The sequence below is a fragment of the Pseudomonas sp. NPDC012596 genome, from assembly GCF_042902325.1.
Lineage (GTDB): Bacteria > Pseudomonadota > Gammaproteobacteria > Pseudomonadales > Pseudomonadaceae > Aquipseudomonas.
Genome location: NZ_JBIBEB010000008.1, coordinates 144,646 through 164,842, shown reverse-complemented (window position 1 = coordinate 164,842; position 20,197 = coordinate 144,646). Strand labels below are relative to the sequence as shown.

At 63.1% G+C, this 20,197-nt stretch carries 19 protein-coding genes, 5 tRNA genes and 1 pseudogene; 16 read left to right on the top strand and 9 right to left on the bottom strand.

What is annotated here, in order from left to right; translation table 11 throughout:
- Nucleotides 1–151: 151 nt before the first annotated feature.
- From ACFY68_RS12535 to ACFY68_RS12525, 3 genes are all read right to left on the bottom strand, one after another.
- Complete coding sequence (locus ACFY68_RS12535; protein WP_387527468.1) at nucleotides 152–829, bottom strand: response regulator transcription factor; 678 nt, start codon at nucleotides 827–829, stop codon at nucleotides 152–154.
- 78 nt (nucleotides 830–907) lie between these two features.
- Nucleotides 908–1,207, bottom strand: a complete 300-nt coding sequence (locus tag ACFY68_RS12530) for a YciI family protein (RefSeq protein WP_387527465.1) — start codon at nucleotides 1,205–1,207, stop codon at nucleotides 908–910.
- 1 nt (nucleotide 1,208) lies between these two features.
- The gene (locus tag ACFY68_RS12525) at nucleotides 1,209–1,802 is read right to left on the bottom strand and encodes a septation protein A (RefSeq protein ID WP_387527462.1); all 594 of its coding nucleotides are present in this window, start codon (nucleotides 1,800–1,802) and stop codon (nucleotides 1,209–1,211) included.
- Between the two features lie 68 nt (nucleotides 1,803–1,870).
- Between ACFY68_RS12525 and ACFY68_RS12520 the strand changes: the two genes are divergently transcribed.
- The 4 genes from ACFY68_RS12520 (at nucleotide 1,871) to scpB (ending at nucleotide 4,991) form a co-directional block, all read left to right on the top strand.
- Nucleotides 1,871–2,731, top strand: a complete 861-nt coding sequence (locus tag ACFY68_RS12520) for a PHP domain-containing protein (protein ID WP_387527459.1) — start codon at nucleotides 1,871–1,873, stop codon at nucleotides 2,729–2,731.
- A gap of 13 nt (nucleotides 2,732–2,744) precedes the next feature.
- Entirely contained in the window at nucleotides 2,745–3,374 is a 630-nt protein-coding gene (locus ACFY68_RS12515) for an L-threonylcarbamoyladenylate synthase (protein ID WP_346615163.1), read from the top strand.
- A 125-nt stretch (nucleotides 3,375–3,499) separates the two neighbouring features.
- Nucleotides 3,500–4,225, top strand: coding sequence for a ScpA family protein (locus tag ACFY68_RS12510; protein WP_346615221.1), 726 nt, complete (start codon nucleotides 3,500–3,502; stop codon nucleotides 4,223–4,225).
- On the top strand, nucleotides 4,212–4,991 hold the full coding sequence (gene scpB / locus ACFY68_RS12505; protein WP_387527455.1) for an SMC-Scp complex subunit ScpB: 780 nt from the start codon (nucleotides 4,212–4,214) through the stop codon (nucleotides 4,989–4,991). The genes ACFY68_RS12510 and scpB overlap by 14 nt, the downstream gene beginning before the upstream one ends.
- Nucleotides 4,992–5,069: 78 nt before the next feature.
- On the opposite strand, the gene ACFY68_RS12500 is transcribed toward scpB, so the two are convergent.
- Nucleotides 5,070–6,416, bottom strand: coding sequence for a class II 3-deoxy-7-phosphoheptulonate synthase (locus ACFY68_RS12500; protein WP_346615161.1), 1,347 nt, complete (start codon nucleotides 6,414–6,416; stop codon nucleotides 5,070–5,072).
- A 118-nt stretch (nucleotides 6,417–6,534) separates the two neighbouring features.
- Between ACFY68_RS12500 and ACFY68_RS12495 the strand changes: the two genes are divergently transcribed.
- A complete protein-coding gene (locus tag ACFY68_RS12495) occupies nucleotides 6,535–7,290 on the top strand; it encodes a spermidine synthase (RefSeq protein ID WP_387527452.1) in 756 nt (251 codons plus the stop codon).
- Between the two features lie 390 nt (nucleotides 7,291–7,680).
- A pseudogene (locus tag ACFY68_RS12490) lies at nucleotides 7,681–9,403 on the top strand (DEAD/DEAH box helicase).
- Between the two features lie 75 nt (nucleotides 9,404–9,478).
- Here the strand turns inward: ACFY68_RS12490 and ACFY68_RS12485 are convergent.
- Nucleotides 9,479–10,246 carry a dioxygenase gene (locus ACFY68_RS12485; protein ID WP_387527449.1) on the bottom strand — a complete coding sequence of 256 codons (768 nt, stop codon included), beginning with the start codon at nucleotides 10,244–10,246 and terminating at the stop codon, nucleotides 9,479–9,481.
- Nucleotides 10,247–10,347: 101 nt separating this feature from the next.
- Between ACFY68_RS12485 and ACFY68_RS12480 the strand changes: the two genes are divergently transcribed.
- A complete protein-coding gene (locus ACFY68_RS12480; RefSeq protein WP_387527446.1) occupies nucleotides 10,348–10,998 on the top strand; it encodes a thiopurine S-methyltransferase in 651 nt (216 codons plus the stop codon).
- A gap of 47 nt (nucleotides 10,999–11,045) precedes the next feature.
- On the opposite strand, the gene htpX is transcribed toward ACFY68_RS12480, so the two are convergent.
- Nucleotides 11,046–11,933, bottom strand: a complete 888-nt coding sequence (gene htpX / locus ACFY68_RS12475; protein WP_387527443.1) for a protease HtpX — start codon at nucleotides 11,931–11,933, stop codon at nucleotides 11,046–11,048.
- A 292-nt stretch (nucleotides 11,934–12,225) separates the two neighbouring features.
- Nucleotides 12,226–13,437 (bottom strand): pyridoxal phosphate-dependent aminotransferase, encoded by a 1,212-nt coding sequence (locus tag ACFY68_RS12470; protein WP_387527440.1) that lies wholly within the window; start codon nucleotides 13,435–13,437, stop codon nucleotides 12,226–12,228.
- Between the two features lie 169 nt (nucleotides 13,438–13,606).
- Here ACFY68_RS12470 and msrB point away from each other — a divergent pair, with 169 nt between their 5' ends.
- A complete protein-coding gene (gene msrB, locus ACFY68_RS12465; RefSeq protein ID WP_387527437.1) occupies nucleotides 13,607–14,008 on the top strand; it encodes a peptide-methionine (R)-S-oxide reductase MsrB in 402 nt (133 codons plus the stop codon).
- A gap of 2 nt (nucleotides 14,009–14,010) precedes the next feature.
- A complete protein-coding gene (locus ACFY68_RS12460; RefSeq protein WP_387527434.1) occupies nucleotides 14,011–14,499 on the top strand; it encodes a glutathione peroxidase in 489 nt (162 codons plus the stop codon).
- Here ACFY68_RS12460 and ACFY68_RS12455 read toward each other — a convergent pair.
- Entirely contained in the window at nucleotides 14,489–16,846 is a 2,358-nt protein-coding gene (locus tag ACFY68_RS12455) for a response regulator (protein WP_387527431.1), read from the bottom strand. The two genes, ACFY68_RS12460 and ACFY68_RS12455, sit on opposite strands and share 11 nt — an antisense overlap.
- A gap of 179 nt (nucleotides 16,847–17,025) precedes the next feature.
- On the opposite strand from ACFY68_RS12455, the gene ACFY68_RS12450 reads away from it, so the two are divergent.
- Nucleotides 17,026–17,913: an ATP-binding protein gene (locus ACFY68_RS12450; protein ID WP_387527428.1), complete on the top strand. Its 888-nt coding sequence runs from the start codon at nucleotides 17,026–17,028 to the stop codon at nucleotides 17,911–17,913.
- Nucleotides 17,914–18,396, top strand: a complete 483-nt coding sequence (locus tag ACFY68_RS12445) for a GAF domain-containing protein (RefSeq protein WP_387527425.1) — start codon at nucleotides 17,914–17,916, stop codon at nucleotides 18,394–18,396.
- 69 nt (nucleotides 18,397–18,465) lie between these two features.
- Here ACFY68_RS12445 and ACFY68_RS12440 read toward each other — a convergent pair whose 3' ends face one another.
- Complete coding sequence (locus tag ACFY68_RS12440; protein WP_387527422.1) at nucleotides 18,466–19,233, bottom strand: hypothetical protein; 768 nt, start codon at nucleotides 19,231–19,233, stop codon at nucleotides 18,466–18,468.
- 369 nt (nucleotides 19,234–19,602) lie between these two features.
- Here ACFY68_RS12440 and ACFY68_RS12435 point away from each other — a divergent pair.
- The 5 genes from ACFY68_RS12435 (at nucleotide 19,603) to ACFY68_RS12415 (ending at nucleotide 20,165) form a co-directional block, all read left to right on the top strand.
- Nucleotides 19,603–19,678 (top strand) — tRNA-Glu (locus ACFY68_RS12435).
- A gap of 2 nt (nucleotides 19,679–19,680) precedes the next feature.
- Nucleotides 19,681–19,756: transfer RNA gene (locus tag ACFY68_RS12430), tRNA-Gly, on the top strand.
- A 92-nt stretch (nucleotides 19,757–19,848) separates the two neighbouring features.
- A tRNA-Glu gene (locus ACFY68_RS12425) sits at nucleotides 19,849–19,924 on the top strand.
- 3 nt (nucleotides 19,925–19,927) lie between these two features.
- A tRNA-Gly gene (locus tag ACFY68_RS12420) sits at nucleotides 19,928–20,003 on the top strand.
- Nucleotides 20,004–20,089: 86 nt separating this feature from the next.
- A tRNA-Gly gene (locus ACFY68_RS12415) sits at nucleotides 20,090–20,165 on the top strand.
- The last annotated feature ends 32 nt before the right edge of the window (nucleotides 20,166–20,197 follow it).

Below are 20,197 nucleotides of genomic sequence, written 5' to 3'. Positions count from 1 at the left end.
GCGGTGGATGGCACCGGCTTCGCCGGTGTTCGCGGCTCAAGCCGCTCCTACAGGATCCCCGCCAAATCAGTAAGGTAGCGTTTGGTCTGTGGGAGCCGGCTTGCCGTGGCGACGAACCGCGGCGATGGGGCGCGCAGCGGCCCCGTCAACCTTACAGGCTGTAGTAATAACCGCGGCTGCGCAGCGCAACGATGCGCGGGCGGCCATCGGCGTGCGGGCCGATCTTCTTGCGCAGGTTGCTGACGTGCATGTCTAGGCTGCGGTCGTAAAGGGTCAGCTTGCGGCCCAAGCCGATTTGCGCCAGTTCCTGTTTGTCCAGCGGCTCGCCCGGCTGGCGCAGCAGCGCCTCGAGGATGCGGCTTTCCGAGAGGGTCAGGCTCATCTCACGGCCATCGATGCTGACCACGCCGCGCACCGGGCTGAAGGCCAGGTCGCCGATCTCGACTTGGGTGGTGGTGGCAGTCGGGTGGCTGCGGCGCAGTACGGCGCGCAGGCGGGCGGTAAGTTCACGGGGGTCGCAGGGCTTGGCCAGGTAATCGTCGGCGCCCAGTTCCAGGCCCAGAATGCGGTCCAGCGGCTCGCCGCGGGCCGACAGCATCAACACCGGCAATTCGGCATGGTCGCTGCGCAACTGCTTGAGCAGCTCAAGGCCGCTGCCATCGGGCAGCATCACGTCGAGCACCACGGCCGCTGGCGCTTGTTCGGCCAACGCTTTGCGCGCGCTCTGGCCATCGTGGCAGGCGCGTACAACAAAACCTTCCTGGGTCAGCCAGCTGCCGAGCAGCTCGCAGAGTTCCTGGTCATCATCAATCAGTAACAGCTCGCTCATGACTCACTCAATTCAAATCGACGGCGTCTGACGCGCTCGCCAGTGGCAAAGATACCGCAGACGCCGCCAATTTATCGATCAGGGCAGAACTTGCTTGAATGGCTTGACGATCACCTTGTCGTACACGCCCGCAGCAATGTACGGGTCGGCGTCGGCCCAGGCCTGGGCAGCGCCCAGCGAATCGAACTCGGCGACGATCAGGCTGCCGCTGAAACCGGCAGCGCCCGGGTCGTTGCTGTCGATGGCCGGGTGCGGCCCGGCCAGCACTACACGGCCTTCGGCCTTAAGTTGCTGCAGGCGCTCGATGTGCGCCGGGCGTGCGGCCAGGCGGTTTTCCAGGGAATTCGCGACGTCGCTGGCAATGATGGCGTAAAGCATGTCAATCCTTGGTCTTGGTGGTGGAAGGGTCGTCGTGCAGGTGGCGCGACAGGTACACACCCTGCGCCACCAGGAAGAGCACGGTCATGCCCAGGCTGCCGAACACTTTGAAGTCGACCCAGAACGCCTGGAAGGTGAACGCAACGAACAGGTTGGCTGCGCCACAGAACAGGAAGAATGCGACCCAGGCCACGTTCAGGCGGGCCCAGATGGCATCGGGTAGGGTCAGGGCGTGGCCCATGATGCGTTTGATCAGCACCCGGTCGCCAATGAAGTGGCTGCCGGCAAAGCCCAGGGCGAACAGCCAGTTCACCACAGGTGCTTTCCATTTCAGGAAGGTTTCGCTGTGGAAGGTCAGGGTCAGGCCGCCGAACACCAGGCAGGCGATCAGGGTCAGCCACTGGCCTTTCTCCAGCTTGCGCTGGCGCAGGAACAGCGCGCCATACACCACCAGCGAACTGATGATGAGCATCGCCGTGGCGCTGTAGATGCCGCCGAATTCGAAGCTGTGGCCGGCCACTTCCACAGGGCGTGGGTCGAGCTTGTAGGTGATGAAGAACAGCAGCAGCGGGATGAAATCGATGAATTGTTTCACAATGGCAGCCAGAAAACGGGATGTGACGGCATAATAACAAACATCGATTACAGCGGTAGCGCTCCTCCATGAATGTTGATCTGCACTGTCACAGCACGGCCTCCGACGGCGCCCTGTCGCCCACGGCCCTTGTCACCCGGGCCCATGAGCACGGGGTGCAGACCTTGGCACTGACCGACCATGACACCCTCGAAGGCCTGGCCGAGGCCCGCCAGGCCTGCGCCGAGCGCGGCATGCGCTGGGTCAGCGGGGTGGAACTGTCGTGCACCTGGGGTGGCGCGACCATCCATGTGTTGGGTTACGACTTCCCGCTGGATGCACCGCCGCTGCTCGAAGCGATCGAGTCGCTGCACCGTGGCCGCTGGTTGCGCGCCGAGGAAATCGACAAACGGCTGGCCGCCAAGGGCATGCCCGGCACCCTCGACGGCGCCCGCGCCGTGCAACAGGAACTCGGCGACAGCGGCAACGCCCCGGCGCGCCCGCATTTTGCCGAATACCTGGTACGCGCCGGCCACGTCAAGGACCGTGGCGAAGCCTTCCGCAAATGGCTGGGTGCCGGCAAGCTCGGTGACGTCAAGCTGCACTGGCCGACCCTGGACGAAACCGTCGCCACGCTTCGGCGGTCCAAAGCCTGGGTGAGCCTGGCCCATCCGATGCATTACGATCTGACCCGCAGCAAGCGCAGGCGGCTGATTGCCAACTATATTGAGGCAGGCGGGCAGGCGCTTGAAGTGGTCAACGGGATGATGCCGGCCGAGCAGGTGGGCACGATGTCCATCCTCACCCGTGAGTTCGGCCTGCTGGCAAGCGCTGGCAGCGATTTCCACGGCCCCGGCACCTGGGGCGAGATCGGTGCCTACCGGCCATTGCCTGAGGATCTGCCACCTCTGTGGCGCCGATTCAGCCATGAACAGCCTATGGCGATATGAACAGGAAGACTTCGTGAGCCAATTTTTCCAGATTCATGCGGAAAACCCGCAAGCGCGCCTGATCAAACAGGCCGTTGAAATCATTCGCAAGGGCGGCGTCGTGGTGTACCCCACCGACTCGGCTTACGCTCTGGGTTGCCAGATCGGTGACAAGGCGGCCATCGAACGGGTGCGCCGCCTGCGCGGCCTGGACAAGACCCACAACTTCACCCTGATGTGCTGCGACATGTCGCAGCTGGGGCTGTACGCCAAGGTCGATACCGGCACGTTCCGCCTGCTCAAGGCCCACGTGCCGGGCCCGTACACCTTCATCCTCAACGGCACCCGTGAGGTACCGCGGCTGCTTCTGCATGAAAAGCGCCGCACCATCGGCCTGCGCGTGCCCTCCAACCCGATCGTGCTGGCGCTGCTCGAAGAGCTGGGCGAGCCGTTGATGAGTGTGAGTCTGATCTTGCCGGGCGACGAAGAACCCATGACCGACCCGTACGAGATCCGTCAGCGCCTGGAGCACCATGTCGACCTGATCATCGATGGCGGCTTCGGCGACCTCAAGGCGTCCACCATCATCGACCTGACCGGCGATGAACCTGTATTGGTCCGCGAAGGCTGCGGCGACCCTTCACCGTTTCTGGTCGGCGCGTGAACCAGGTGGATGCCCCTGAGGCACCGAGCATCGATGCCGAATTGCCTCAACAGTTGCAGTTGGCCCTGGTTTACGGCGAAGCCCTGACCGAAATGCCGGTGGACCTGTACATTCCGCCGGACGCGCTGGAAGTCATCCTCGAAGCGTTCGAGGGCCCGCTCGACCTGTTGCTGTACCTGATCCGCAAGCAGAACATCGACATCCTCGACATCCCCGTGGCGGAGATTACCCGCCAGTACATGGGCTATGTGGAGTTGATGAAAAGCGTGCGCCTGGAGCTGGCCGCCGAGTATCTGGTGATGGCGGCCATGCTCGCCGAGATCAAGTCGCGCATGCTGTTGCCGCGTTCTGCCGAAATCGAGGAAGAAGAAGGCGACCCACGTGCCGAACTGATCCGCCGGTTGCAGGAGTACGAACGCTTCAAGGCCGCCGCCGAGGGCATCGACGAACTGCCACGGGTCGGCCGCGACGTCGTCGTGCCACGCCTGGAAGCGCCCCAGGCCAAGGTGCGCAAGCTGCTGCCCCAGGTCAGCCTGGAAGAACTGCTGGTGTCCATGGCCGAGGTCATGCGCCGCAACGACCTGTTCGAAAGCCACCAGATCACCCGCGAGACGTTGTCCACCCGCGAGCGCATGAGCGAAGTGCTGGAGCGCCTCAAGGGCGGTGGTTTTGTGCCCTTCGTCGAGCTGTTCGCGGCCGAGGAGGGCAAGTTGGGTGTGGTGGTGACGTTCATGGCGATTCTGGAGCTGGTGAAGGAGTCGCTGATCGAACTGGTGCAGAATGAGCCTTTCGCCGCGATCCATGTCCGGGTGCGTGCCGAGCCTGTCGAAGAATTTGATGAATCTGAATGAACCCCGCGACCTGGCGTCGCTGATCGAGGCCTTTCTGCTGGCCTCGGGCAAACCGCAATCCCTCGAACGCCTGTACGAGCTGTTCGAGGAGGCCGAGCGCCCCGAGCCGAAAGTTTTCAAGAAGGCCCTGGAGGTGCTCGGCAAGTCCTGCGCCGGCCGTGCCTTCGAACTCAAGGAAGTCGCCAGCGGCTACCGCCTGCAGATACGCGAAAACTTTGCCCCGTGGGTAGGCCGCCTGTGGGAAGAACGCCCGCAGCGCTATTCCCGTGCGCTGCTCGAGACCATGGCGTTGATTGCCTACCGGCAACCGATTACCCGTGGCGAGATCGAGGATGTGCGGGGGGTGGCGGTCAACAGCAATATCATCAAGACCCTCATCGAGCGTGAGTGGATACGTGTGGTCGGCCACCGCGAGGTGCCTGGGCGGCCGGCGATGTTCGCCACCACCCGGGCGTTTCTCGACCACTTCAATCTCAAGAGCCTCGACGAGCTGCCGGCATTGGCCGAGCTGCGCGAAATGGAGCCGGAACCTGAGCCGTTGCTCGACCCGGACGATGCCCCAGTGCCGGCGCACTTGCAGGCATTGGCCGATGCCAGCCTGGGTGAAGCAGAGGAGGGTGCCGAGCCGAAGGAGGAGACCAGCTTCCGCAGCTTGCTGGTGGAGCTGGATGCCATGGAAGAGGGGCTGAAGACCGACTTCGATGACCTGCGCGAAGATGAGGTGGAGCCTGAACCCTCCGTGGAGAGCGCGGGCAAGTTGCCGTAACCGACCCGCACGCAGGCTGCCACTGCCCGCACACGAGCTGCCCGCGTTGCGAGGGCAGCCCGTTGCGTCAGGGTTTGCTCAGCGCCGCACCTGCTTGAGTGTTTCGGCGATCAGGAAGGCCAGCTCCAGTGACTGGTCGGCGTTCATGCGTGGGTCGCAGTGGGTGTGGTAGCGGTCTGACAACGCATCTTCGGTAATCGGCCGCGCGCCGCCGATGCATTCGGTAACGTTCTGCCCGGTCATCTCGATATGGATGCCGCCGGCATGGCTGCCCTCGGCCTGGTGCACCTGGAAGAACTGCTTCACTTCATCGAGGATCTGCGCAAAATCGCGAGTCTTGTAGCCGCTGCTGGCCTTGATGGTGTTGCCGTGCATCGGGTCCGAGCTCCACAGCACCTTGCGCCCCTCGCGCTCGACGGTGCGGATCAGCCCCGGCAGGTGCTCGCCCACCTTGCCAGCGCCCATGCGCACGATCAGGTTGAGGCGGCCGGGGTCGTTACTCGGGTTGAGGGTGTCGATCAGGCGGATCAGCTCTTCAGGGTTCATGCTCGGGCCGACCTTGACCCCGATCGGGTTGTGCACGCCGCGCAGGAACTCCACGTGGGCACCGTCGAGCTGGCGGGTGCGGTCGCCGATCCACAGCATGTGCGCCGAGCAGTCGTAGTAATCGCCGGTCAGGCTGTCCTGGCGCACGAAGGCTTCTTCGTAGTTGAGCAACAACGCCTCATGGGCGGTGAAGAAGCTGGTTTCGCGCAATTGCGGGGCGCTGTCCAGGCCGCAGGCGCGCATGAACGCCAGGGTTTCGTCGATGCGGTTGGCCAGTTGGTGGTACTTGTCGGCCAGCGCCGAGTTGGCGATGAAGTCGAGGTTCCACTTGTGCACCTGGTGCAGGTCGGCGAAACCGCCCTGGGCAAAGGCGCGCAGCAGGTTGAGGCTGGCTGTGGCCTGGTGGTAGGCCTGCAGCAGGCGGTCTGGGTCGGGGATGCGGCTTTTTTCATCGAAGCCGATGCCATTGACGATGTCGCCGCGATAGGCCGGCAGGGTGACGTTGCCAATGGTTTCGTCACCCGACGAGCGCGGCTTGGCGAACTGCCCGGCCATGCGCCCCACCTTGACCACCGGGCAACCGGCGGCAAAGGTCATGACGATGGCCATCTGCAGCAGGACCTTGAAGGTGTCGCGGATCTTTGCGGCCGAAAACTCGGCGAAGCTCTCGGCGCAGTCGCCGCCCTGCAGCAGGAAGGCGCGGCCTTCGGTGACCTCGGCAAACTGCCGGCGCAGCTCGCGCGCCTCCCCGGCGAACACCAGCGGCGGGTAGCTGGCCAGGGTCTGCTCGACCTTGAGCAGATGCGCGGCATCGGGGTAGGTCGGTTGCTGCTGGATCGGCAGGGCACGCCAGCTGTCAGGGCTCCACGGTCGGTTCATCACAGGCTCGGTATTGTCGGTTATAGGCTGTCTGCCATGGTAACAGTTGGCGCTGAGCTTGTTGCATCGAGGGTGTTGACGGACAATGCGCGTTTTTGCGCAGGCAGGTGGCAGGTACATGGCGACGGAGCGGGAAGAGCGGCTGCTGGCCCGGGTCGAGGATGCCTTTGGCGTCATCAGCGTGTACGAGGTGGATGACTACCGCTTTCTCGAGTTTGGCGATGCCATCGAGCAGAGCTGCGTGTTCACTGCCGACCCCAGCTGGCTGGAGTACGACTACACCCGCGCGATGCTGGTGGGCGCGTTGTGCCACGAGCAGCCCGAGAGCGCGCTGTTTCTTGGCTTGGGTGCCGGCACCCTGACCCAGGCCTGCATGAAGTTTCTGCCGCTGGACGACATCGAGGCCATCGAGTTGCGCCCGGATGTGCCGCGCCTGGCCATGGAGTACCTGGGCCTGGACGATGACCCGCGCCTTTACGTGCGCGTCGGCGATGCCCTGGAGCTGCTGCCCACGGCGGAAAAAGCCGACCTGCTGTTCGTCGACCTGTACACCGACCACGGGCCGGGCGTTGGGCACCTGGCCTGGACCTTCCTGGAAAACTGCCAGAAGCAGCTTAACCCCGGGGGCTGGCTGGTGATCAACCAGTGGGCCGGGGATGACGGCAGGCCGCTGGGCGCGGCGCTGTTGCGCGGGCTGTACCACCGGCATTACTGGGAACTGCCGGTGAAGGAGGGCAATGTGATTCTGCTGGTGCCGGCGGACCTTGAGCAAACATTGGACCTGGACAGCGTGCGAGCGCGGGCCGAGGCACTGGCGCCGCAATTGGGCTATAGCCTTGAGGCGTTGATCCGGGTGATTCGGCCGGCTACCTGAAGCCCGCAAACCGGCTTTCATAGAACAAACGCTAACTTACTGATTTGGCGGGGATCCTGTAGGAGCGGCTTCAGCCGCGAACACCGGCGAAGCCGTGCCATCCACATCACCCGGGCATTAACGTTTCAGCCCGCGTTGCTTGATGGCCCTGTACTGGCATTGCAGAGCGAAAATTTTCCTCACCCGTTCTGTTAATTCGGGTATAGTACGCGCCGGTCTTTTAGCGGACCTCAAAATCAGGTGGTGCAAATCCTCCGAGTCCAGCTTCGGCTGCACGTCCGCTAGGCGGACCTTCCCAAGTTTTTCTTTTTCAATCGTTTTCGCAAATCCCCGCCGCCAAAGCTGCCTGGGTGACCTTCTGGTCTTTCAAGGCATGTGCAGCTTTGGAGCATGGGTCTTTGCGGATGCACCTAGAGGCAGACCCATGACCCAGGAAACCGGCGGATTCGCCGCTCTCGATCTCAATCCGAATATCGTTGCAGCTGTCGTAGCCACTGGCTATGAAGAGCCGTCCGCTATTCAGCATCAGTCGATCCCGATCATCCTCGCCGGTCACGACATGATCGGCCAGGCGCAGACTGGCACCGGCAAGACCGCTGCCTTCGCCCTGCCGATCCTCAACAAGATCGACGTGAGCAAGCGCGAACCGCAAGCCCTGATCCTGGCGCCAACCCGTGAGTTGGCGCTGCAAGTCGCTACCGCTTTCGAAACCTACGCCAAGCAAATGCCAGGCGTTAACGTGGTAGCTGTATACGGCGGTGCCCCGATGGGCCCGCAACTGCGTGCCATCCGTAACGGCGCGCAAATCGTCGTCGCTACCCCAGGCCGTCTGTGCGACCACCTGCGTCGCGACGAGAAAGTCCTGTCGACCGTACAGTACCTGGTACTGGACGAAGCCGACGAAATGCTCAAGCTGGGCTTCATGGACGACCTCGAAGTGATCTTCGATGCCATCCCGGCCAGCCGCCAGACCGTACTGTTCTCCGCAACCCTGCCGTCGTCGATCCGCTCGATCGCCGAACGTCACCTGCGTGAACCGAAGCACGTCAAGATCCAGAGCAAGACCCAGACCGTTACCGCGATCGACCAGGCCCACCTGATGGTCCATGCCGACCAGAAGATCCCGGCTGTTCTGCGTCTGCTGGAAGTGGAAGAGTTCGACGCGCTGATCGCCTTCGTGCGTACCAAGCAAGCCACCCTGGACCTGGCCGCCGCGCTGGAAGCCAAAGGCTACAAGGCTGCTGCGCTGAACGGTGACATCGCCCAGAACCAGCGTGAACGCGTGATCGACTCGCTCAAGGATGGCCGCCTGGACATCGTCGTGGCTACCGACGTCGCTGCCCGTGGTCTGGACGTACCGCGCATCACTCACGTGTTCAACGTCGACATGCCGTACGACCCCGAGTCCTACGTTCACCGTATCGGCCGTACCGGCCGTGCCGGTCGCGAAGGCCGTGCGCTGCTGCTGGTCACCCCGCGTGAGCGCCGCATGCTGCAGGTCATCGAGCGTGTTACCGGTCAGAAGGTTGCCGAAGCGCGCCTGCCGAACGCTCAAGCGGTGCTGGATGCACGCATCAAGAAGCTGACTTCGAGCCTGGCGCCGCTGGTTGCCGACGCCGAAGCCACTCATGGTGAGCTGCTGGACCGCCTGACTGCTGACCTGGGCTGCAGCCCGCGCGCCCTGGCCTCGGCCCTGCTGCGCAAGGCCACCAATGGCCAGGCGCTGGACCTGGCTGCCGTAGAGCGTGAGCAGCCGCTGGTTCCGGGCTTTGCGCCACGTGGCGAGCGCACCGAGCGTCCTGACCGTGGCGAGCGCAGTGACCGCGGCGACCGTGGTGACCGCGAGCGTCGTGCGCCAATGCCGCTGGCCGAAGGCCGTGTGCGTTGCCGTACCGCCCTGGGTGCCCGTGACGGCATCGCTGCCAAGAACCTGCTGGGTGCGATCCTCAATGAGGGTGGCCTGGCCCGTGATGCGATCGGTCGCATCCAGGTTCGCGACAGCTTCAGCCTGATCGAGCTGCCGGAAGACGGCCTCGAGCGCCTGCTGTCCAAGCTCAAGGACACCCGCGTGGCCGGCAAGCAGCTGAAGCTGCGTCGCTACCGCGAGGATTGATCCTGGCGCAATAAAAAAATCCCCGGCCCAGGCCGGGGATTTTTTTTGCCTTTGCCGGCCCTTTCGCGGGACCGTTCAGTCGAACCGGTAAATATCCATCCCCAGCGCGCCGAGGGTGAAGCCTTGGTGCACGATACTGAATTTGTCGCCAGCCCCCAGCGCAAAGAACAGCGGCAAGAAGTGCTCGTCACTGGGGTGGTTGCGAGCGGCAAAGGGCGCCTGCCGCTGAAAGTCCAGCAGCGCAGCCTGATCATCCTTACCCAGTTTTTCCACCACCCAATCGCGAAACGCCAACGCCCACGGCTCGATCACATCTGGCCCGGCATGCCAGTCAAGCTCGCCCAGGTTATGCGTGATGCTCCCGGAGCCTATCAGCAGGATGCCCTCGTCACGCAGCCCCGCCAGTGCTTGGCCGACCTCGAGTTGCAGCTCAGGCCCACCGTGGCTTGGCAGCGAAACCTGGATCACGGGAATGTTCGCATCCGGATACATCAACGACAGCGGCACCCACGCCCCGTGATCGAACGGCCGTTGAGCGTCCAGGTGCGCCGCCAGCCCGGCAGCGTTCAGCAGTGCCTCGACCCTGACTGCGAGTGCGGGCTCCCCCGGCGCCGGGTACTGCACTGCATACAGCGCAGCGGGGAAGCCATGGAAGTCGTGCCAGGTTTGTGGTTGTGGGCCACCGGTCACCAGCAGTTCGCGGCTTTCCCAATGCGCCGACACCACCACGATTGCCTTCGGGCGGGGCAGGCTATTTGCCAGCCGGGCCAAAGCCGGCCCGCTGGCACCCGGTTGCAGGGCGAGCATGGGGGAGCCGTGGGAAATGAACAGGCTGGGCAGCATGGTGGTGTCCTGAAGGTTAAGATGCACTCATCTTCGATCAGTCAAAGATCGATATCCAATATAAGATTTTTGCGCAATCCATCGAAAAACCAGGAGGAAACATGGAGCCGGCGTTTTGGCATCGAAAGTGGGCCGACAACCAGATCGGCTTTCACCAGGCTGAGGCCAGCCCTTATCTGCAACGTTATTGGCCAGCCCTCGGGTTGGCGGCGGGCAGCCGGGTGCTGGTGCCGTTGTGTGGCAAGAGCCTGGACCTGGCCTGGCTGGCAGGGCAGGGGCACAGGGTGCTGGGCGTCGAGCTGTCGCGGCGGGCGTTGGAGGATTTCTTCCTGGAGCATGGGCTGGCTGCGCAGGTGTCCCAGCATGGCGCCTTCGAGGTGTGGCGCAGTGGTGATGTTGAGCTGTGGTGCGGCGATGTCTTCGCCTTGCAGGCCGAGGACGTAGCGGACTGTGCGGGGCTGTATGACCGTGCAGCCTTGATTGCGCTGCCAGCGCCGATGCGTGAGCGTTACAAGGCGATGCTTACGACGCTGATGCCGGTTGGAAGCAAGGGCATGCTGGTGACGCTTGATTACGACCAGGCGCTGTTGGCCGGGCCGCCGTTTTCGGTGAGGGATGCCGAAGTTCGCCAGGGCTTTGCTGATTGGAGGATTGAAGCCTTGGAGGTCAAGGAGCTAATCGAGGAAAGCCCGAAATTCCAGCAGGCGGGCGTGACGAGCCTGCTGGAGCGGGTTTATCGTTTGCATGTATGACAAAAAAGAAAGGGCGACCGAAGTCGCCCTTTCTTTATGCCTGAGGATCAACCGCGGCGGCGCAGGGCCTCGATACGGTCTTCCAGCGGCGGGTGGCTCATCAGCAGGCCAGCCAGGCCGTGCTTGAGGCCGCCATTGATGCCGAAGGCCTTGAGGGTGTCGGGCATCTGCACCGGCAGGCCTTGCTCCACGCGCAGGCGCTGCAGGGCGCCGATCATCGCGGCAGTGCCGGCCAGCTGTGCACCGGCTTCGTCGGCGCGGTATTCGCGGCGGCGCGAGAACCACATGACGATCATGCTGGCCAGGATACCGAGGATCAGTTCGGCGACGATGGTCGCCACGTAATAGGCAATGCCCTGGCCTTCTTCGTTCTTGAAGATGACCTTGTCGACGAAGTTGCCGATAATGCGGGCGAAGAACATCACGAAGGTGTTCACCACGCCCTGCACCAGCGCCAGGGTGACCATGTCACCGTTGGCCACGTGGCCGATCTCGTGGGCCAGCACGGCGCGCACTTCATCGGGTGAGAAGCGCTCCAGCAGGCCCTGGGAGACAGCGACCAACGCGTCGTTGCGGTTCCAGCCGGTGGCGAAAGCATTCGCCTCGTAGGCCGGGAAGATACCCACTTCGGGCATCTTGATGCCGGCTTCGCGCGACAGCTCCTCGACCGTCTGCAGCAGCCACTGTTCGTGGCGGGTGCGCGGCTGCGAGATGATCTGGGTGCCGGTGGACATCTTCGCCATCCACTTGGAGATGAACAGCGAGACGAGGGAGCCGGCAAAGCCGAACACGGCGCAGAACACCAGCAAGCTGCTGAGGTTGAGGTCAACCCCGTTGGCGGCCATGAACCCGTTGAAGCCGAACAGGCTCAGGGTAATGCTTGCAACCAGCACCACCGCAAGGTTGGTGGCTACAAACAACAGAATGCGCATCATGGTTGTTACGTTCTCCTGACGGATGAGTGTGTTGCGTATGCGGGGTATATAAGGGGCCGGTCGCTCGGATTCAATCAGGCGACTATTTCAAACTGTGTACGGCGGAGTATGGCAGAGGATGGGGTGGGGGCTGTGAGGTAGAGCATTGCAGGATGTAAGAATCGGTTTGTGAGATGTGTAGGGGGCTGCCTTGCAGCCCAATCGCCGGCAAGCCGGGTCCCACAGCAATCCCACAACCTTCAGGCCTTTGGTGATCCTGTGGGAGCCGGCTTGCCGGCGATGAGGCCTTCAATTACTGCGAATACGTCCGCAGGAAATTCCCGATCCGCCCAATCGCCTGCTCCAAATCATCCACCCGTGGCAAAGTTACCACGCGGAAGTGGTCCGGCCACGGCCAGTTGAACGCCGTACCTTGCACGATCAGCAGTTTTTCCGACAGCAGCAGGTCCAGCGCGAACTTCTCGTCGTTAAGGATCGGGCAGACCTTGGGGTCGATCCGCGGGAACGCGTACAGCGCGCCCATCGGTTTCACGCAGCTGACGCCCGGGATGGCGTTGAGCAGCTCATAGGTACGGTTGCGCTGCTCCAGCAGGCGGCCTGGCGGCAGCACCAGGTCGTTGATGCTCTGGTAGCCGCCCAGTGCGGTCTGGATGGCGTGCTGGGCCGGCACGTTGGCGCACAGGCGCATGTTGGCCAGCATGTCGATGCCTTCGATATAGCTCTGGGCGTGGTGCTTGGGCCCGGAGATGATCAGCCAGCCCGACCGGAAGCCCGCTACCCGGTATGACTTGGACAGGCCGTTGAAGGTCAGGCACAGCAGGTCGGGGGCCAGCGAAGCGGTGCTGATGTGCACGGCCTCGTCGTAGAGAATCTTGTCGTAGATTTCGTCGGAGAACACCACCAGGTTGTGCTGGCGCGCCAGCTCCAGCATGCCCAGCAGCAGCTCCCTGGAGTACACCGCGCCGGTCGGGTTGTTCGGGTTGATGATCACCAGCGCCTTGGTGTTCGGGGTGATCTTGGCCTTGATGTCCTCAAGGTCGGGGAACCAGTCGGCCTGCTCGTCGCACAGGTAGTGCACCGGCTTGCCGCCGGCCAGGCTCACGGCAGCGGTCCACAGCGGGTAGTCGGGGGCCGGGATCAGCACTTCATCGCCGTTGTTGAGCAGCGCCTGCATCGACATGACGATCAGCTCGGAGACGCCGTTACCGAGGTAGATGTCCTCGATGGTGACGCCTTCGATTTCTTTCTGCTGGCAGTACTGCATCACCGCCTTGCGCGCGCTGAACAGGCCTTTGGAGTCGCTGTAGCCCTGGGCGGTAGGCAGGTTGCGGATCACATCCTGGAGAATTTCGTCCGGCGCTTCGAAGCCAAACGGCGCCGGGTTGCCGATGTTCAGCTTGAGGATGCGGTGGCCTTCCTCTTCCAGGCGTTTGGCGTGCTTGAGCACCGGGCCGCGAATGTCGTAGCAGACATTGGCGAGCTTGTTCGATTTGCTGAACTGCATGATGTGATCCCGATTGAGAATACGCGGTGCGCCGCCGTCGAAAGGTTTGAAAGGGCGGGGCGCGGGTGCCAGACTTGGAGCCCGTGCACACGAAGCCAACTAATATACGTGCCACCCGCGCTACGGAAAAGACGGCGCGAGGTGAAATTCAGCCTGCCGAGGTCCCCACATGCAAAAGATCGACAAAACCCTTGAAGAATGGCGTGCGATGCTCGACCCGGAGCAGTACCAGGTGTGCCGCCTGAAGGGCACCGAGCGGCCGTTCAGCGGCAAGTACAACAGCGAGCGCCGCGAGGGCATCTACCACTGCATCTGCTGCGACCTGCCGTTGTTCGATTCGCACACCAAGTTCGACTCCGGCTGCGGCTGGCCGAGCTTCTATGCGCCCCTGGCAGAAAGCGCGATGGTCGAGATTCGTGATACTTCCCACGGCATGATCCGCACCGAGGTCACTTGCGCCCAGTGCGACGCCCACCTGGGCCACGTGTTCCCAGACGGCCCGCCACCGACCGGCCTGCGCTACTGCATCAACTCGGTGTGCCTGGATTTCAAACCGCGTAACGGAGCCTGAACATGGCTGGATCGATGCTGGACATCCCCTGCGTGACGATCGGCGGCGAGCACAAGGTGCTCGGCGATTTTGCCGGCAAGGCGCTGCTGGTGGTCAACACCGCCAGCCAGTGCGGTTTCACCCCGCAGTACAAGGGGCTGCAGCAGCTGTGGCAGGATTACCGCGAGCGAGGCCTGGTGGTGCTGGGTTTCCCGTGCAATCAGTTCGGCAAGCAGGAACCGGGTGACGCGCGCGAGATCGCGCAGTTCTGCGAGCGCAACTTCGGCGTGAGTTTTCCGCTGTTTCGCAAGGTCGAGGTCAATGGCCCCGGTGCCCATCCGCTGTTCGTCGAATTGAAGCAGCGCGCACCGGGCCTGTTAGGGTCGCAGAAGATCAAGTGGAACTTCACCAAGTTCCTGGTCGACCCGGCCAGCGGCAAGGTCGTGCGCTACGCACCGACCACCAAGCCCCAGGCCCTGGAGGCCGATATCGAGCGCCTGCTCAGCCGCTGAGCGGCACCCAGTGGTCGATCAGCGCCAACAGCTCTTCGCGGCGGAACGGCTTGGCCAGGTAGTCGTTCATGCCCGCCGCCCGGCAGCGTTCGCGCTCCTCGGGCATGGCGTTGGCGGTCAGGGCGACGATCGGCAGCTCTGGCCAGCGGCCACTCTGGCGGATACGCCTGCTAGCCTCGTAGCCGTCCATCACCGGCATGTTGCAGTCCATCAGCACCATGTCGAAATCCGCCTGCTCCAGCCATTCCAGCGCCTCGGCGCCTTGGGTGGCCAGCTGCACCTGGCAGCCGAGCTTGGCCAGCATGCCCTTGGCCACCAGCTGGTTCACCGGGTTGTCTTCCACCAGCAGAATGCGCGCGCGGCCGCTAGCGGCGGTTAGCGATGGCGTGGCCAGCGGGTGCTCGGGGGCATGGCCCTGCAAGGTGCGGCGCAGGGTCTGGTACAGGGCATTGCGCGCCAGTGGGCGGGCCAGCTGGTGCAGAGGCGCCAGCTGCGCTGACTGCTCGGCGGGCAGGAAGTTGCCATAGGCGGTCACCAGCAGGATTGGCGTTTTGAGCGCAGGGCGCAGCTGGAACAGATGCTCCAGGTCGTCGGTGATCAGCAGGTCGATCGCGCGGCCATCCAGTGCCGCCGTGCTGTCTTGCCGTTGGTACGCCAGCCCCCAGGCCGGCAGCACGTTCTGCAGCAGTTCGCACAGGCCGCTGCCTGCATTGCTTAGGGTCACGACCCGGCCTTGCAGCGGTGCCGGCGGGATGGCTTCGGTATGGGTGGCCAGCGGCAATTCGGCGCTGAACACGCTGCCAAAACCTGGTGCGGAGCGGATATGCAGGTGGCCCTGCATGGCCTTGCACAGGTTGCGGGTCAGGGCCAGGCCCAGGCCGGTACCGCCATACTGGCGGGTGATACCGGCGCCGGCCTGGGTAAATGGCTGGAAAATCCGCGCCTGGGCATCTTCGGGTATGCCGATACCGGTGTCGCGCACCTCCAGGCGCACCCCGCCAACGATACGCGCCAGGTGCAGGTCGACGCGGCCGAAGCGGGTGAACTTGAGGGCATTGGACAGCAGGTTGCTGACCACCTGGCGCACGCGTGTGGGGTCGCCCAGCACTGAGCTTGGGAAGTCGCGGGCGATCAGGCAGGTCAGCTCGACGCTTTGCGCGGCGTTCTGTGACAGCAGGTTGGCGGTGTCCTCGACCATTGCGCCCATGTCGAAGGGTATGCGTTCGAGCTCCAGCTGCCCGGCGTCGAACTTGGACAGGTCGAGGATATCGTTGAGCAACTCCACCAGCACCTTGCCCGAGTCGTGGGCGATGGACAGTTGCTGGCGTTGCTCGCTGGCCAGGGGGCTGTCCAGGGCCAGGGCGATCATGCCAAGCATGCCGTTGAGCGGGGTGCGGATTTCGTGGCTCATGTTGGCCAGAAAGGCCGCGCGGGCCTGGGCCATGTCGAGGGCGCGCTGCCGGGCTTCGACCAGCTCCTGGTTGGATTGGCTGAGGCGGCTGTTGCTGGCCTTGAGTTCTTCGGTGCGAGCCGAGACGATATCTTCCAGCTCGTTGAGATACTGCGTCAGGCGATTTTCGGCGCTGCGCCGCTGCTGGATCTCGGTGGCCATGCTGACGAACTGCTGGTTGGCGACCTTGACCAGCACGCCGATCTCGTCCAGTTCGTGGCCATGGGGGCACTCCAGGCGGGTTTGCCCAGGCTGGCGCGGGTCACGCCCGCTGAGGGCGCCGATTACTGTCACTAAGGGCTTGGTCAGCATCATGTAGAACAGCGCCAGGAGAATGCCGGTGAGCACCAGGCTGCGGGCAAAACCGTTGAGCAGGGTGACCCCGGCACGCTCGAGGAAGCGGCTGCCAAAGGCGTAGGTGTCGACATCCAGGTAAAGGGTGCCGAGGTATTCCTCGGGCATATGGGTGAGGTAAAGACGCTCCTTGAACTGGCGCTGCTCGCCGAACAGGAAGTCGCTCAGGGGCCGGTAGCGGTCCTGCAGGGCCGCGCGCTGCACATCGGCCAGCACCGTCTCGTTGTTGTCGATCAAGCGCGCGCGGATGATCGCCGGTGACTGCAGCAGGCCGCGGGTCAGCTCCAGCGCCAGTTCCGAGTCGATGTTGTAGGCGATGCGCGAGGCCGGGTTGTGGCTGATTTGCAGCAACGCCTGCACTTCGCGGTTGATGGATGCGTCTTCGCTGGCATAATCGATGCCGATCTGGATGAGACTGAGCAATGTTCCCAGGATGAAGCCGACCAGGACTGTCAACCGGGCTTGCTTGTATGACAGGCGATTGGTGAACTTGATATCCATGGGTCCCGAGCCGGTTTCACGTCCCTTGCGCTGCGCAAGCATAGCCGATCAACCCCGGCTGCTGGTGGGCCTGTCACACATTCAGCCTTGATTGCTCAACTGTTAGTGCCGGCCTCTCGCGGGTAAACCCGCTCCTACAGGTCATATGCGTACCTGTGGCAGCGGGTTTACCCGCGAGAGGCCGGCACAGTAGCCCTGAACCTGAATTGCTAGGAGTCGTCATGGACGCCCGCTTGAATAGTTTCCTGGAACGCGCCGAGGCCGTGCTGGCGCGTCTCGAACCGCTGTTGCCGGCACCACGCCCGGACATCGACTGGGCCACCACCCTGGCCGCGCGCTGGCAGCGCGATGGCCGCACCGGTTATCTGATGCCGCTGCAGGTCAGCCTGGACATTCGCTTGACCGACCTCATCGGCGTCGACAAGCAACGTGACCAGCTGGGCCGCAACACCCACCAGTTCATCAATGGCCTGCCGGCCAACCACGCCTTGCTGTGGGGTTCGCGCGGCACCGGCAAATCGTCGCTGGTGCGTGCCTTGCTGGCCGAGCACGCGGGCGCCGGGCTGCGCCTGATCGAGATCGAGCGCGATCACCTGGCCGACCTGCCGCGCGTGGTCGAGCAGCTGCAGAAGCTGCCGCAGCGCTTTATCCTGTTCTGTGACGACCTCTCGTTCGAAGCCGGGGAGGGCGACTACCGGGTGCTCAAGAGCGTGCTCGACGGCTCGCTGGAACAGGCGCCAGATAACGTACTGCTGTACGCCACCTCCAACCGCCGCCACCTGGTGCCGGAGAAGGAGAGCGACAATGAGAACTGGAAGCGGGTCGATGGCGAACTGCACCCGAGCGAAGCGGTAGAAGACAAGATTGCCTTGTCCGACCGTTTTGGTTTGTGGCTGTCGTTCTACCCGTTCACCCAGGAACACTTCCTCAGCGTGGTCGAGCACTGGATCGGCCAGCTGGCGCAGCCTGCCGGGCTGGCCTGGCAGCGCACGGAAGCCCTCGACATCCTCGCCGTGCGCTGGGCCACCGGCCGCGGCAACCGTAATGGCCGTTGTGCCTATCAGTTCGCCCGCTACTGGGTCGGGCTGCAATTGCTGGAGCAGAAATAAATGATCGACCTCAATGCCAGTGGCGCTGGCCTAGACGGCTATGACCTGCTGGCTGCGCAAGTGCAGGCGCTGTTTGCCGACGAGCGCGACTTCATCGCCAATGCGGCGCAGTTTTCGGCGTTCCTGTACAACCAGGTGGCCGACCTGAACTGGGCCGGGTTCTACCTCAACCGTAACGAAGAGCTGGTACTGGGCCCGTTCCAGGGCCAGGTGGCCTGTGTGCGCATACCGTTCAGCCGCGGTGTGTGCGGCGCGGCAGCGGCCAGCCGGCAGACACAGCGGGTCGAGGACGTGCATGCGTTCCCGGGGCACATCGCCTGTGACAGTGCGTCCAACAGCGAACTGGTGATACCGCTGGTGAAGGAGGGCAGGTTGATTGGTGTGCTCGACCTGGACAGCCCGAAGGTCGGGCGGTTTAGCGAGGCGGACCAGGCGGGGCTGGAGCGGTTGGCAGCGGCCTTTCTGGAATTGACTGACTGCTGATGGGTGTTGACTGTACGGGCCTCATCGCGGGCAAGTCGGACCACGATGAGGCCAGTACAGGTTGATGCATCAGTCGTAGATCACCTTCTTCTTCCAGGTCTCTTCCTCATCGGTCTTGAGGCCATCGGTCAATTCGTTGTGCTCGTTCTCGGCCGGCTCCATCTGGTCCAGCACCTGGGCATTGGCACGCGCCAGCAGTTTCTCCAGGTACGTCAGCTGCTCTTCATACACTTTCGGTTCCGGCTGCTTGCGCAGGTACTGCACGCCGCGCTCGAAGGCCAGGCGGGCCTGGCCCGGCTGTTCCTGTTGCAGGGCCTGTTGGCCGAGGTTGTTGAAGAATTCGATGTGCAGTAGCACCAGCAGGTGGCGGATCTCCTTGACCCAGTGCTTGCCCTCGCTGGTTGGCAGGACGTTCTCCTGGGTGGCCTTGACGATCTGCGTGTGCAGCGCCTCCAGCAGGAAGCGCACGTCCTTGGCCTTTACCTCGGTCTGGATCGGGTTGGGTGGGTTGTTCACCGGGATGCTGTCGCCGAGCGCGATCAGCCCTTCAAGCTCGGCGATGCGCGCCTTGAGTTCGGCATTGTGCTTGTCCAGCGCCAGTTGGCGCTGGTTGAGGTTCAGCTCCAGGCGGGTCAGCAACAGCTTCAAGGCCGGGGTCATGAACTGGCCGGGGAAGGTCTCGGTGATTTCGCCACAGCGGCGCAGGCGGTCCGCCAGCTCGATCTTCAGCCGTGCGCGTTCCAGCTTGCTGTTTTCGACCACATTATTGAGGTAGCCGATCACGATCAGCAACGCGATGCCCGCCACGATGAGCAGGGTGATCAGAAGTGGTGTCACCGTTAATGCCTCATTGAAGAAGAATTACAGCCTTGAGTGTAGTGAGTTCGCCTGGGGACGAACAGCGCCTGTGCTGGCCTCCTCGCGGCTAAAGCCGCTCCCACAGGGCCCGCGCCAAGCTTGAGCGTGATGCAGTACCTGTGGGAGCGGCTTTAGCCGCGAAGAGGCCAGCACAGCGCTCCCTCTCTTTATATCGACAACGCGGCCCGCATCTGCACCCCCATCCACCCGGAAGTCATTGATTTAAATAAATTTCTACAAAGGGGTTGACGGGTGTTCGAACCATCCATAGAATGCGCGCCACTTGCAGCGTAAAGCACACAGCGAAACGCGGCAGGGAGTGAAAGCAGGCAGTAATGCCAGCAGCGTGTCCCCTTCGTCTAGTGGCCTAGGACACCGCCCTTTCACGGCGGTAACAGGGGTTCGAGTCCCCTAGGGGACGCCAATGCGGGAATAGCTCAGTTGGTAGAGCACGACCTTGCCAAGGTCGGGGTCGCGAGTTCGAGTCTCGTTTCCCGCTCCAATTTCTCCGGCAACGCTTAACGGCGAGGCAGGAAAAGAAAGCCCAGGTTGAATCGTGAGGTTCAATATCTGGCGCACTGAAAAGTGTTGTGTGTCCCCTTCGTCTAGTGGCCTAGGACACCGCCCTTTCACGGCGGTAACAGGGGTTCGAGTCCCCTAGGGGACGCCATTTGCGGGAATAGCTCAGTTGGTAGAGCACGACCTTGCCAAGGTCGGGGTCGCGAGTTCGAGTCTCGTTTCCCGCTCCAGTTTAAATACTGTGGCGTCTATGCGATGCAGTGGTGGTGAAGGTCTTTATGACGCTTCACGCCGATTAGCGGTAAAGCTTCAAATTGCGGGAATAGCTCAGTTGGTAGAGCACGACCTTGCCAAGGTCGGGGTCGCGAGTTCGAGTCTCGTTTCCCGCTCCAAATACAGGTTTACGGGGTTGAATCAAACTTTG